Below are 12560 nucleotides of genomic sequence, written 5' to 3'. Positions count from 1 at the left end.
CTCGCAGTGAACGGGGAGGAAGCCGGGGGTGAGGCCTGACGCTGCCACCGGGGAGCCCGATGGCGTTCCCGTTCCCGCGCTCTGTGTCCATCCGGACAAAGGGACGACCTCAGGCTAGTTCGGGATGATTCACCAGGACAAGAAGCATATGCGCCAGACGGAGATGCGTCTCAAATTGCACAAAAGGTGCATAGCTGCCGCTCGACTGTCGATCGCGGCCCGCTCGGGAGGCGCGTTGCGGGCCGGTTTTCGCGGGTGTACGGACCGTGTGCTCGGAAATGGCCGAATCGCCGTCGAACTAACGTGCAAAAGAATTGTCGAATCCGGTGTTCGAAGGTGCGTGGCGGATAAATCGTCGACCATTGACAGGTGATAAGGCCTCGGCTAGCTTCGATAAAGCGTGAATGGCCGGCGCCGCCTTGTATTTCGATCGGCGTCGGCCCGCTTTCGGCCCGACCGTTTCCGCGATCTCACTCGCCTTTCCGCACGCCGGACGCCCGGTCGCCGCCTGTTCGAATGAACCCACCCAGAGGGGAAGTTCTGGTGAATCCTTTGCAGACCATCAAGCGAATTCTGCACTCCGAGGTGCTGGTGGAGGTGCCGATCGACCGGATGCGACTCGACGACAGGCTGCGCGAGAATTACGGCATGGACTCGCTCGGTTTCGTGGAACTGCGCGTGCAGTGTGAAGAGGCGTTCGACATCAGCATCCCCGACGAGGCCATCGCGGCGGGGGAGTTGTCCACCCTCGGCGATGTGCTGGCACTGGTCGAGCGGCTGTCGGGGGCCGACCGCCCCCCGGCCACCGCGTGAGCACGGCCCCGGTCACCGCTGACGACCACGCCGGGGACCGGACCGGTGTGCTGTTGCGCGGCACGGACCTGCACCTCAACCACTACGGGGCCACCCGGCTCCCGTTCGCCTGCGTGGGCGGCAGCGGCCTGCACCTCGACGTGGTCGACCTGAGCCCGGAACGCCGGGGCAGGCGGCTGCGGTTGCTGGACGCCAGCGGCGGCTACGCCAGCGCCACCCTGGGCGGCGACCACCCCGTCGTACGAGCGGCGCTCGCGCGCAGCACCGGAGTCGGCAACGTCACCGACGAACTGGGCTCGCTGGAACGGGCGGAGCTCCTCGACCGGCTCTTCGGCCCCGGCGGGCTGTGGACCGACCACTTCCCCGCGGGGCGGTACCACGTCAGCGGACGCAACTCCGGCTCGGAGGGCAACGAGTTGGCGCTGCGGCTGGTGCTGGAGTCCCGCTTCGACGGCCGGCGGCTGTGCCACCGCCCGGGCAAGGAGCAGCGCGACACCGTCCTGGCCTTCCACGGCGCCTGGCACGGCTGGACCAGCGGGCTGGTGCAGCTGCTCAACCGCAGGTACTACCGGGCCGGGCTGCCCGGCGCGGACACCGCCGGCCCGTACGGAGTCCGGGTCCACCACATTCCGTTCGGCGACCTCGACGCCCTGACGGAGTACCTCGCCGAGTCCGCCGACCGGCTGCTGGCCGTCGTGGTCGAACCGATCCAGGGCGACGCGGGCATCCTCGCGCCTCCGCCCGGATACCTGCGCGAACTCGCGCGGCGGTGCGCGGCCGACGGCGTGCTGCTGGTGGCCGACGAGGTGCTGACGTTCGCCAAGACCGGCAGCTGGTTCGCCATGCGCGACGCGGACGGGCCGGTGCCCACCGACATCACCGTCATCGGCAAGTTCCTGGGCATGGGCACGGTGTCCACCTCGATGGTGATCGCCCGCAAGGAGCTGGCCGTCCGCTCCTCCGGCGCCGTGACCACCTCCGACCTGCGGCCGCCGAACTGCGCGGTGATCCGCGACGGCATCGAGCACATCGAGACCGAAGGGCTGCTGCGACGCTCGGCCGACGTCGGAGTGGACCTGGCCAAGCATCTCGACGACGCCCTGGTGGGCCGCCACCCGGACGTGTTCACCGAGGTCCGCGGGAGCGGGGTCATGCTCGGCGTGGAACTGACCGCCGCGGCGGCGGACCGGATCGGCGCGCTGCGCCGGGAGTTGATCGAAGCGGGCGTGTACGCGGAGTTCATGGCGGGCGCGGGCAGACGCTCCGGCGGCCGGCGCTACATCCACCCCACCCTGCGGATCGTGCTGCCGCTGATCACCACCGGGACGCAGGCCGACGAGATCGTGGACCGGGTGGCGGCCGGCGCCCGGGCCCTGTGGTGAGCGCGGGATTCCGCACCCGGGTCGAGCACGTCGACACCGACGCGACCGGGATCGTGCACTTCTCCCGCTACACCTCGCTGATGGAGACCGTGGGCACCGAACACCTCGAAGCGCACGACGCGGGTCTGACCGCCTTCGGCGCGGCCAACGTCGACCTGGTGGTCGCCGACCTGCGGGTGACCTACCTCAACAGCGCCGTGTACCGCGACGTGATCATCGGGGACACCCGGGTCGACCACGTCGGCGCGGCCTGGTTCGCCCTCGCGGTACACCTGCTGCGGGAGGAGCAGGACGGCACCCGCACCCCGCTGGTGGCCGGCGACCTCGTCTTCGCCGCCGTCGCCCCCGACACCCGGCGCGCGGTGCCCCTACCGGCACCGCTGCGACAGGCCCTGAGAGGAATCGTCCCGGATGCGACACCCGAACGAGTCGGCACCCCCTCCCACCCCGGTCCGCGAGGCACGTCCGCTGGGCACCTCGGCCATCGCCGCCCTGGTGCGCGGACGCCACCCCCGCCTGTTCATCGACCGGGTTCTGGACCATGAGCCCGGCGTGTTCCTGCGCAGCATGTTCGCCGTCTCGGCGGAGATGGGCGCGCTGTCCGGGCACCTGCCCGAGCGCGGCCTGACCCCGGGGCTGATCCTGCCCGGCAGCCACACCATGCAGGCCTTCGCCCAGTCCGGCGTCCTGCTCTACCAGTTGAGCAGCGATCCGCTCGCCGACGACGAGGTCACCCTGGTCGGCACGGTCAAGTCCCGATTCCTCGCCCCGGTCGTGCCCGGCGACCAGGTCGTGCTCGACGTCCGCGCGGACCGGCTGTCCGGCCCCACCTTCGCCTTCTCCGCCGTGGTGACCGTGGAGGGCCGATCGGTCGCCGGGTTCCGCGGCGCGATGAGCCGGGCGAAGGTCGATCCCGCGGCGGCCCGGCCGTGGTGACCCCGGTGATCACCGGACTGGCCTGGGACACTCCGCTGGGCCGGGACCAGGACGCGGTGTGGGAACGGCTGTGCGCGGGCGATTCGGCGCTGGCGCCCGTCCACTCGCCGCACCCCTTGCGCAACACCGCCGCCGCCGTCATCGCGTCGGTGCCGTACGGGACCGGGGCGGGCGAGCGCCAGCGCGCGCTCGCCGGGCGGACGCTGTCCGCCGCGTTCGCGGACGCCGGCCTGTCCACCACCGACCCCGAGGTCGGCCTGGTCCTGGGCACCAGCTTCGGCGCCTGCCTGGACGAGGCGGAGCCGACGCTGCACGCGTGGGCCGACGACGCGGCGGCGGGCGTCGGGCACCCGGGCACCCCGGTCTGCGTCATGACCGCCTGTTCCGCCGGATCGGACGCGATCGCCGTCGCGCACGCCCTGGTGCGCTCGGGCGAGCGGCGGGTCTGCGTGGCGGGCGGGGTCGACGTGGTCACCGAGGCCAAGCGGCTCGGGCACTCCGCGCTGGGCACGATGAGCCCCACCGGACTGCGGGCCTTCGACCGGGCGCGCGACGGGATGCTGCTCGGCGAGGGCGCGGCCTTCGTGGTGGTCGAACACCCCGACTCCGCCCGGGAACGCGGCGCCCGGGTGTACGCCCGGCTGCGCGGGGCCGGCGCGGCCAACGACGCCGCCGGGCTCACCGCACCGGACCCGTCCGGGCGCGCCGTGCTGCGCGCCGTCGAACGCTGCCTGGCCTCCGCGGGCCTGGCACCCGCGGACATCGCGGTGGTCAACGCCCACGGGACCGGCACCCCGCTCAACGACGAGGTCGAGGCGCGCAGCCTGCTGGAACTGTTCGGAGCCGACGGCCCGTTGGTGTTCGCCACCAAGGGGGCGTTCGGGCACAGCCTGGGCGCGACCGGGGCCATCGAGGCCGTGGCGACGGTCCTGGCACTGCGCCACCGACGAGTCCCCCCGGTCCTCGGGCTGCGCGATCCGGCGGCCCCGCTGCGGCTGGCCGCGGGATCGGCGCAACCCGTCGGCCCCGGCGCCGGACTGAGCCTGACACTGGGGTTCGGCGGGTTCAACACGTGCCTGCTGTTCGAAGGGATGAGGGCGTGACACACGTGCCGACGGGCATACGGGTGCTGGGTTCGGCGACGGTGGTCGCCGGCGACCCGGACGAGTACGCGGTGAACAAACCGTCTTTCTACGCCGACCCGGCGGCCTGGCTGGTCGCCGAGACCGTGGACCGGGCACTGGCGGACTGCGCCGAACCCGTGCTCGACGACGCCGCCGACACCGGGATCCTGGTCATGAGCGCGACCGGGAGCGAACGGACGATGCGCCGCATCGCCGCCTCGGTGCCGAAGTCCCGGGTGTCGCCGCTGCGCTTCGCCGGAGCGAACCCGGGCGTGCTGGCCGGGCTGCCCGCCCTGCGCCACGAGTTGCGCGGTCCGTCCCTGCTGCTGGCGGCGCACCCCGACCGGGCCACCCCCGTCGCGTTCACGGTGATCGGCGGCTGGCTCGCGGACGGCCACGCCCGGCACGTGCTCCTGGTCGGCCTGCAACCCGCTGCGGGAGAGGGACAGTTGTGTCGCTGCCTGGTCCTGACCGGCGCCCGGGAAGACCGGTGAACAGCCTCACCCGGTCCGAGGTGGCCGACTTCCTGACCCGGGTCGAGGCAACCCCGGCCAGTACGGGCGGCGGCGCCCCGGCCGGGGTGGACGACGTGCTGGCGGACCTGGCCGGGCTGGGCCTGGCACCGGGCGACGCGGTCGTGCTCTGCCTCACCAACGGAGTCGAACTGCTGCGCGTGCTGCTCTCGTCGCTGCTGCTGGGCCTGGTGCCGCTGGCCGTGCCGCCGAGCACGCCGTGGCAGCGGGTGCGCGCGCTGGCCGGGCACGTCGGGGCCGGCGTCGTGGTGACCACCCGGCTGGCCGGCGCGGGGCCGCAACCGCCGGTGGGCGGCGCGTTCGCCGTACCGACCGGGCACCCCACCACCCCGTACCGGCCGGGCGAGATCCTGCTGTCCACCTCCGGCACCTCCGGGATGTTCAGCGCGTGCGTGCACCGGGTGGCCTCGCTCCTGCACAACGCCCGCCTGCACGCCGGGGCCACGGGCATCACCCCGGCCGACACCCTGCTGGTGAACCTGCCGCTGTACTACTCCTACGCCCTCGTGGCACAGGCGTTCGCCGCGTACGTGACCAAGGCGCGACTGGTGCTCGACGGGCCGCCGTTCTCGCCGGCCGCCTACCGCGACGCGGTCACCGCGCGCGGGGTCACCCACTCGGCGGTGACCCCGACGATCGCCCGCCAACTGCTGGCCGACCCCCGGCTCGTGCCACGCGGCCTGCGGGCACTGGCGGTCGGCGGGGACCGGCTCGCACCCGCGGAGGTGGCCCGCCTGCTGGCCGCGCGGCCCTCCGCGGAGCTGTACCTGACCTACGGGCTCACCGAGGCCGGACCGCGCGTGTCGACCCTGGCCGCGCACGCCGAGCCCGCGCACCGGTACGGCTCCGTCGGCCGCCCGCTGCCGGGAGTGCGCGCGTCACTGCGCGGGGTGCAGGACGACGTGGGTGAACTGCTGGTCGAATCCGGCACCGTACTGCTGCGACGGGTCGGGCAGCACAGCGGCAGAGTCCTGCTGGGGCCGCGGACCATCGCCACCGGGGACGCCTTCTCGATCGACGACGGCTATCTGACCTTCCACGGGCGCCTGTCGGACTTCGTGGTCCTGCGCGGCGAGAAGGTCTCACTGAACACCGTCCGACAGGCCGCGCACGCCATCCCGGGGGTCGTGCACTGCGTGCCCGAGGTGGTGAACGAGGACGGCACGCAGGTCCTCCACGTCCACCTGTCCGTCACCGGCGCCCTCCCCGGCGGGGAGAAAGCACTGCGCCACCTCCTCAACTCCCAGTTGCTGCCCGCCGAACGCCCGCGCGCGGTGTTCGTCTCCACTGCCGACCCGGAGGCCTTCCGCAAATGACCCTCCGCCTCGGCTGGACCGTCCCGACGGCCCTCTCACCCGCCGGACTCCGCGCGTTCGCGGTGACCGCGGAGAGCCTCGGGTACGACCACCTGTCCGTCCCCGAACACCTGGTGTCCGGCGTTCCCGCCTACGAGAGCCTGACGCTGGTGGCGTTCCTGGCAGCCGTCACCACCCGGATCGAGCTGGCAACCGCGATGACGATCCTGCCGCACCGCCCGGTGGTGCTCGCCGCCAAGCAGACCGCGCAACTGGCCCACCTCAGCGGCGACCGACTGCGGCTGGGCGTCGCCATCGGATCCGACCCCGCCGAGTCCGCCGCCCTCGGCGTCGCCCCGGGCACCCGTGCGGCACTGTTCGAGGAACAGGTCCATGCGCTGCGCCTGCTGTGGACGCGGCCGGCCGCGGACTTCGCCGGCGAGCACGTCGCGTTCTCCGGCGTCACCCTCACCCCCCGGCCGCGTCCCGTACCCCTCTGGATGGGCGGCGGCACCCTGCGCACCGGAGGAAGACCGGGCTCACTGCGCCGGATCGCCACCCTCGCCGACGGCTTCACCATGTCCGGCCTGCTCGCCAACCGGGTCGACCGCGGTGCCGCACTCATCGCCGAACTGCGGACGGCGGTGACCGAAGCCGGCCGCGACTGGAGCACCTTCGGCATCGAGGCCCGCCTGCGCCCCGCCCCCGGCCGGCCGGACACCTGGCGCTCCCTCGCCGACGCCTGGCGGTCCGCCGGCGCCACCCACCTCACCGTCACCACCGACGACCTCTCCCTGCTGGCCCCACTGCACGCGGCGCTGACCGGGTAGCACGCCGGCTCGCGGACCTGCCGAGTCGTCGCGGCCGTCGACCGGCTCGCCCTCCAGGCGGGCGAGGACGGCTGCCGCGGCGGGGGTGGTCGGGGTGTAGACGACGATGAACTCGTGGGCGTCGTCGGCCATCTGGAAGGCGTCCCAGGACAGCTCGACCGTTCCGGCGCGGGTGCGCAGGCGCGTGATGTCGTGGGTGAGTTCCATGATCGAGTGCCGGTCCCACAGGTCCGCGAACTCCGGGCTCTCCTGGCGGAGTCGGGCGATCTGCCGGGCGAACTCCGGGTCGTGCGGGCGCGCGGCGGCCTCGGTGCGCAGATAGGCGACCGTCTCGCGGGCCTTGGTCGGCCAGTCCACGTAGATGTCGCGCGCCCTGGGGTCGGTGAAGACGAGCCGGCCGAGCGTGCGCCGGGCTTCGGGGACGTCGGCGAAGTCGAGGAAGGCGTGGGCGGCGAGGTGGTTCCAGGCGAGGATGGCGCCGCAGTGGCCGACCAGGTAGGCGGGGGTGCGGCGCATCGAGTCGAGGAAGAGCTGGACGCTGGGGCGCACCGGGCCCCGGCGACCGGCCGCCTGCCGGGGCGGCGTGGCCGGGCGGGCGAGCGTGCGCAGGTAGCGGTGCTCGTTGGCGGTCAGGCGCAGCGCGACGGCGACCGCGTCGATGACGGCGTCCGAGACCCGGGAGGCCTGGCCGCGCTCCAGGCGGACGTACTGGTCGACGCTGACGTTCGCCAGCGCGGCGACCTCCTCCCGGCGCAGGCCCTCGACCCGGCGGACGCCTTGCCAGGGGGGTACGCCGACGTCCTGGGGGCGCAGTCGCGTGCGACGGGAGACGAGGAACTCGCGTATCGCGGCCTTGGTGTCCACGCATGCATCGTGCGCGATCCCCGTGCCGTCGCACAGACACCAACCGGCCATGTTCCTTCACGCCTCCTGCACACGGCAACGGCCGGACCCAGGGCAAGTCTTGCCCTCCCCAGGCGCGCTGACTGAGCGTCATGCTCATTCCACCCGCACCGCCAGGGCGGGTCCCGTCAACGGAAGGGATCACGAACCATGACTGAGAGCGCCTGGGTCAAGCCGGAGATGAGGTCCGACGAGTTCGAGGCCGGCATGAGCTGTTCCTGCAGCTGCGGCGCCTTCTCCGGCGCCGGCAGCGGCCACGGGATCGAGGACCCCGCGGCCGAGTGACGGCCCTGCCGAGATCGGCACCGCTCATCACGTAGCCGGTCGGTGCCCGGCCTCCGGGCCGGGCACCCACCCCTGACGGCCGAGGTGGAGAATGAAACTGCTCGAACTCTGGGACGACCTGGTGGTTCCCGACGACCTGGTCTACTTCACGAACGGCGGGGACCGTCTGGTCACCAATCCGGAGCTGGCGGCCTGGTGCCTGATGACCGCCCCGGAAACCGACGTGCTCCGCGCCCTCGCCGCCCCGGGCCGCCCGAGGGGCACGCTGCCCACGGACGCGGGCACCGTCGAACGCGCGCTGGCGAAGGCGGTCCTGAACTGGCTGGTCTACCTGCCCGGCCGGCGCCCCGTGGTCCGGGCCCCGGAACCGCAGTTGTCGATGGTCTACTACGCGATCACGGACGGCTGCAACCTGCGCTGCCCCTACTGCTACGCCTCGTCGGAGAAGGCCCTGCCCGGCGAGCTCAACACCGCCGAGTCGCTCGACCTCGTCGACCAGGCCGCCGACCTGGGGGCCCGGGTCATCGTCTTCACCGGCGGTGAACCCATGCTCCGCAAGGACCTGTTCACCGTCGCCGGGCACGCCCGGGAACGCGGGCTCGCCGCCAACATCATCACCAACGGCACCACCATCAGGCGGCTCGAAACCGCGCAGCGGATGGCCGAGATCTTCAACCAGGTCACGGTCAGCCTGGACGGCGGCACCGTCGAGACGCACGAACGGACCCGCGGCAAGGGCACCTTCGCCCGGACGGCCCAGGGCCTGCGCCTGCTGAACCAGGCGGGCGTCACCCCGGTCATCAACCACGTGGTGACCCCCGAGAACGTCGACGTCCTCGACCGGCTGGCCGAGTTCGTCGCCGACCTCGACATCTCCCGGGTCCGGATGATGAACCACACCGACCTGGGCCGCGGTGCGACCGACGGCTTCGACTACGGCTGGGCGGACTACCAGAAGGTACTGGACTTCTGCTGGACCCACCCGCTGGCCGGCAAACTCCTGCCGGAGGGCCCGAAAGCGAGCAAACCCTGCTCGGTGAAGGGCAATTGCGGCATGGGCGGCAACGAGGTCTACGTCAACTCGCTCGGCACGGTCTACCCCTGCAAGCTCGTCACCGAGCAGGTCCACATCGCGGGCAACGTCCGCCGGCAGCCGCTGGCGGAGATCTTCGCCGCCCCGGTCCTCGCCGACCTGCGGACCAACAACGTCTTCACCGGGGAGAACCTCCAGGACTGCCGCCGCTGCTACATCCGCGGTGCCTGCGGCGGCGGCTGCCGGGCCTACCACCTGGCCGAGACCGGCGACGTGCACCGCAACGGCCGCCACCTCTGCCGCATCCTGCGCCAGTCGATGATCGCCAGCCTGTGGAGCGCGAACGGCGTCCCGGGGGCCCGGCTCAAGGCCGGACGGGACGAGCTGTTCCGCCCGTTGCTCGTCCGGGACGACTCCCTCCACCCGGCGTACGAGGACTGGAAGGCCCCGGAACGCCGCCTGCTGCCGCTCGCCGACCGAGAGGACCGCCGATGCACTACCTGATCGACTCCGAGGTGGTCTGGACCCCCTCCCTGAACGAGGTGCGGATCTACTCCGCCCGCAGCGGGGAGTTCCGCACCCTCAACCACACCGCCGCCGAGATCTGGCTGGAACTGGCCGAGAACCGCTCCGTCCCGGACGTGGTCGCCGAACTCGCCCGGCGCCACGGCGCCGAGAGCCCCGCGCAGCGGGCACTGATCGCCAAGGACGTCCAGGAGTTCGTGGCACGGCTGCTGGCACAGGACCTGCTGGTGATGGTGGACCAGGGTGACGCCCGTGTCTGAGGAACCGTCGCAGATCCGACTGCTGCGCAGCGCCCTCGCCGCCGTGGGGAGGGCGCGGCTGAGGACCGCCGGGCGGAGCATGCTGCCCACGATCGAGCCCGGGACCGTGATCACGGTCCTGGCCCGGCCCTTCGACGAGGTGGAACCGGGGGACGTGGCGGTCGTCCTGCTCGACCGGAAGGTGATCGTGCACCGCGTGGTCGACCGGGCGGGCAGCCGGCTGCTCACCCGGGGGGACAACCTCCCGCTGGTCGACCCGGTGGTCGGGCCCGGGGAGTACCTCGGGGTCGTGCCCGCGTACCGCCGAGCGGTCACGCTCGCGGCCCTGGACCTGGCCAGGCTCGCCGCCTACCCCGACCGGGGGGCGGGCCGGACCCGGATCTGGCTCCCCGGCCCGGCCCCGGCCTACGCGTGGTGGCACCCGGCGATGCGCCGCGGCGACATGCCCGGCCTGTCGAGGGGCGAGGCCCGACCTGTGGTCAGCGTCTCCCCGTACGGCGCGCTCCCGGGGACCGCCCTCGACGAACTGCTCGCCGCCGCCGGCCGGCGCGACGTCGACATCCTGATCGGCCGGGCCGCCGGCTGCCCCTCGGACGACCGGACGACCGGGTCCTCGGGCGATCGGGCGACCGGGCCTTCGGAGGGCTGGGGCGGACGGCCGCCGCTGCGGCCCGGGACGGCGGACTTCCACGTCGGCCACGGCACCCTGTTGGAACCGCCGCGACTGGCCGACACCGCCGAGTTCGTCCGCGCACGCGTCGAAGCCGTCCGGGGCGTTCTTCCCGTCCGGCCGGACCAGGCCCCGGGCCGGTCGGACCTCGCGGGGTGGCGCGGATGACAACCCCGCTGCACGTCGAGAACCTGGTCAAGCGCTACACCGGCATGACCCGCAACGCCGTCGACGGCATCTCCTTCGACCTCGGCGACGGCGCCGTCGTCGGACTGCTCGGGCCGAACGGTGCGGGGAAGACCACGCTCACCAAGCTGATCTGCGGCGTCACCGCGCCCACCACGGGCCGGGTCACCGTGTTCGACGAGGAGCCGACGGCCGGCAGCGAGGTGAAGCACCAGCTCGGCGTCGTCCACCAGTCGGCGCCCTTCGACATGATGCTGTCCCTCCTGGACAACCTGCGCATCGCCGCCGCCTTCAAGGGCCTGCGCTGGCCCGAAGTCCGCCCGACGGTCGACGAGTTGTTGGACACGCTCGGCCTCGGCTCGGCCACCGGCCAGCTGGTGTTCACCCTCTCCGGCGGCGAGCGGCGCCGCCTCCAGATCGTCCGGGCGCTGCTCGGCCGCCCCCGGCTGCTGCTGCTCGACGAGCCCTCCGCCGGCATGGACGTCAGCGGCCGCCGGAGGATGTGGGAGCTGCTGCGGGACCTGCGCCACCGGTACGGCACCACCATGCTGTGGACCAGCCACTACGTCGAGGAACTGGAACGCAACTGCGGCCGGGTGCTGATCGTCAACCGGGGCCGGCTGCTCCAGGACGGCACCCCGCGCGAGCTCGCCGAGCGCTTCGGCCCGCAGGTCGTACGCGTCCGGACGGCCGACCCTGCGCAGCCCGAGCCGTTCGCCGACCTGGCCCGCTCGGCCGGGTTGCAGGCCGTCGTCACGGACGGACTGGTGCAGCTGTCCGGGCGCGACGTGCGCACCCGGCTGCCCGCCCTTCTCACCCGCCTGCGCTCCGACGGCCCGGACACGGCGTCCGTGGAGTACCTCCCGCCGTCGCTGGAGGACGCGTTCATCGACCTCGTGGAGAACCACCGTGACCACTGCGACCGCTGACTCCTCCGGCACCGCTGACTCCGCCGGTACCGCTGCCTCCGCTGACACCGCCGGTACCGCGCCCGCCCCGCCCACCGCCCCGCGCGGGCGGTGGCGGCAGGACGCCGTCGCCACCCTGTACCGCGAGTACTGCCTGCTCACCCGCAACCGGACCAACCTCCTGCTGGCGATCACCCCGAGCGCGGTCTACCTGCTGCTGTTCGCGACCTCGCTCTCCCACCTGGTGGGCGACGTCCGGTACCACGGACGCGCCGTCGGCTACGCCGAGTTCACCGTGCCCGCGCTGATGCTCTCCTCCATGCTGGCGGCGGCCACCGCGGCGGGCACGTCGCTGTTCCAGGAACGGCTCGGTCAGATGGAACTCGAACTCTGGTCGTACCCGCTACGGCGCAGCAGCTACGTCCTGGGCAAGCTGGCGGCGGGCGCGGGGCTCGTCCTGGCGCAGACCCTGGTGGCACTCGCCATCGCGCTCGCCGTGTTCGACTTCCGCTGGCCGGTCGGGCACTGGGCCGCCCTGATCGCCTCGACGGTGCTGGCGTCCTTCGCCTGCAACGGCCTCTACCTGCTGCTGGCCACGCTGTTCACCGATTTCCAGCGCTTCACGGTGACGGTCAACGTCCTGGCCCCGGTCCTGCTGTTCGCCGCCCCGTCCTTCTACCCGGTGGAGCAGATGGCCCCGGTGCTGCGCCTGCTGTCCTGGGCGGATCCGGTCACCTACGTGGTCCGCTGCCTACGGGACTCCGCCCTGCTGGGCTTCGACGCGGCCTGGCCGCAGATGCTGCTCCTGGCCGGCATCGCCGCCGTCACCAGCGCGCTGACCGCCCGCTCGCTGCTGACGCGCGCCGCGAAGCTGTGA

Annotated in this window: 14 protein-coding genes and 1 pseudogene; 14 read left to right on the top strand and 1 reads right to left on the bottom strand. The window is 72.9% G+C overall.

Annotated features, from left to right (window positions below; all coding sequences use genetic code 11):
• Positions 1–543 precede the first annotated feature (543 nt).
• From ACFVHI_RS01225 to ACFVHI_RS01190, 8 genes are read left to right on the top strand one after another with little or no spacing between them, the layout of a single operon-like run.
• The gene (locus tag ACFVHI_RS01225; RefSeq protein ID WP_244293790.1) at positions 544–813 is read left to right on the top strand and encodes an acyl carrier protein; all 270 of its coding nucleotides are present in this window, start codon (positions 544–546) and stop codon (positions 811–813) included.
• The gene (locus tag ACFVHI_RS01220; protein ID WP_063351993.1) at positions 810–2195 is read left to right on the top strand and encodes an aminotransferase class III-fold pyridoxal phosphate-dependent enzyme; all 1386 of its coding nucleotides are present in this window, start codon (positions 810–812) and stop codon (positions 2193–2195) included. The genes ACFVHI_RS01225 and ACFVHI_RS01220 overlap by 4 nt, the downstream gene beginning before the upstream one ends.
• Positions 2192–2740, top strand: a complete 549-nt coding sequence (locus ACFVHI_RS01215) for a thioesterase family protein (protein WP_079136610.1) — start codon at positions 2192–2194, stop codon at positions 2738–2740. Before ACFVHI_RS01220 ends, ACFVHI_RS01215 begins: the two co-directional genes overlap by 4 nt.
• Before the next feature lie 7 nt (positions 2741–2747).
• Positions 2748–3131 carry a 3-hydroxyacyl-ACP dehydratase FabZ family protein gene (locus ACFVHI_RS01210; protein WP_244293789.1) on the top strand — a complete coding sequence of 128 codons (384 nt, stop codon included), beginning with the start codon at positions 2748–2750 and terminating at the stop codon, positions 3129–3131.
• 5 nt (positions 3132–3136) lie between these two features.
• Positions 3137–4234 carry a beta-ketoacyl synthase N-terminal-like domain-containing protein gene (locus ACFVHI_RS01205; RefSeq protein WP_244293788.1) on the top strand — a complete coding sequence of 366 codons (1098 nt, stop codon included), beginning with the start codon at positions 3137–3139 and terminating at the stop codon, positions 4232–4234.
• Positions 4231–4749 carry a hypothetical protein gene (locus tag ACFVHI_RS01200; RefSeq protein ID WP_063351990.1) on the top strand — a complete coding sequence of 173 codons (519 nt, stop codon included), beginning with the start codon at positions 4231–4233 and terminating at the stop codon, positions 4747–4749. Before ACFVHI_RS01205 ends, ACFVHI_RS01200 begins: the two co-directional genes overlap by 4 nt.
• Positions 4746–6104: a class I adenylate-forming enzyme family protein gene (locus ACFVHI_RS01195; RefSeq protein ID WP_063351989.1), complete on the top strand. Its 1359-nt coding sequence runs from the start codon at positions 4746–4748 to the stop codon at positions 6102–6104. The genes ACFVHI_RS01200 and ACFVHI_RS01195 overlap by 4 nt, the downstream gene beginning before the upstream one ends.
• A complete protein-coding gene (locus tag ACFVHI_RS01190) occupies positions 6101–6913 on the top strand; it encodes a TIGR03619 family F420-dependent LLM class oxidoreductase (protein WP_063351988.1) in 813 nt (270 codons plus the stop codon). Before ACFVHI_RS01195 ends, ACFVHI_RS01190 begins: the two co-directional genes overlap by 4 nt.
• Positions 6914–6979: 66 nt before the next feature.
• Here ACFVHI_RS01190 and ACFVHI_RS01185 read toward each other — a convergent pair.
• A pseudogene (locus ACFVHI_RS01185) lies at positions 6980–7828 on the bottom strand (helix-turn-helix domain-containing protein); the annotation flags it as partial.
• Positions 7829–7966: 138 nt separating this feature from the next.
• On the opposite strand from ACFVHI_RS01185, the gene stsA reads away from it, so the two are divergent.
• The 6 genes from stsA to ACFVHI_RS01155 all read left to right on the top strand — a co-directional run bounded on the left by stsA (position 7967) and on the right by ACFVHI_RS01155 (position 12560).
• Positions 7967–8101 (top strand): StsA family sactipeptide RiPP, encoded by a 135-nt coding sequence (stsA, locus tag ACFVHI_RS01180; RefSeq protein ID WP_279634967.1) that lies wholly within the window; start codon positions 7967–7969, stop codon positions 8099–8101.
• A 91-nt stretch (positions 8102–8192) separates the two neighbouring features.
• Positions 8193–9638 (top strand): StsB family radical SAM/SPASM domain sactipeptide maturase, encoded by a 1446-nt coding sequence (gene stsB / locus ACFVHI_RS01175; protein ID WP_063351987.1) that lies wholly within the window; start codon positions 8193–8195, stop codon positions 9636–9638.
• On the top strand, positions 9626–9919 hold the full coding sequence (locus ACFVHI_RS01170; RefSeq protein WP_063351986.1) for a PqqD family protein: 294 nt from the start codon (positions 9626–9628) through the stop codon (positions 9917–9919). The genes stsB and ACFVHI_RS01170 overlap by 13 nt, the downstream gene beginning before the upstream one ends.
• Complete coding sequence (locus ACFVHI_RS01165; protein ID WP_063351985.1) at positions 9912–10757, top strand: S24/S26 family peptidase; 846 nt, start codon at positions 9912–9914, stop codon at positions 10755–10757. The genes ACFVHI_RS01170 and ACFVHI_RS01165 overlap by 8 nt, the downstream gene beginning before the upstream one ends.
• Entirely contained in the window at positions 10754–11704 is a 951-nt protein-coding gene (locus ACFVHI_RS01160) for an ABC transporter ATP-binding protein (protein ID WP_063352714.1), read from the top strand. The genes ACFVHI_RS01165 and ACFVHI_RS01160 overlap by 4 nt, the downstream gene beginning before the upstream one ends.
• Positions 11685–12560, top strand: coding sequence for an ABC transporter permease (locus tag ACFVHI_RS01155; RefSeq protein ID WP_079136467.1), 876 nt, complete (start codon positions 11685–11687; stop codon positions 12558–12560). Before ACFVHI_RS01160 ends, ACFVHI_RS01155 begins: the two co-directional genes overlap by 20 nt.

The organism is Kitasatospora sp. NPDC127121 (assembly GCF_042677305.1).
Classification (GTDB): domain Bacteria; phylum Actinomycetota; class Actinomycetes; order Streptomycetales; family Streptomycetaceae; genus Kitasatospora.
This window is presented reverse-complemented; position numbering and strand designations above follow the sequence as displayed.

Excerpts from the sequence above, each read along its gene's own strand:
- stsB (WP_063351987.1), top strand. The coding sequence starts at position 8,193 with ATGAAACTGCTCGAACTCTGGGACGACCTGGTGGTTCCCGACGACCTG.
- ACFVHI_RS01190 (WP_063351988.1), top strand. The coding sequence starts at position 6,101 with ATGACCCTCCGCCTCGGCTGGACCGTCCCGACGGCCCTCTCACCCGCC.
- ACFVHI_RS01170 (WP_063351986.1), top strand. The coding sequence starts at position 9,626 with ATGCACTACCTGATCGACTCCGAGGTGGTCTGGACCCCCTCCCTGAAC.
- stsA (WP_279634967.1), top strand. The coding sequence starts at position 7,967 with ATGACTGAGAGCGCCTGGGTCAAGCCGGAGATGAGGTCCGACGAGTTC.
- ACFVHI_RS01160 (WP_063352714.1), top strand. The coding sequence starts at position 10,754 with ATGACAACCCCGCTGCACGTCGAGAACCTGGTCAAGCGCTACACCGGC.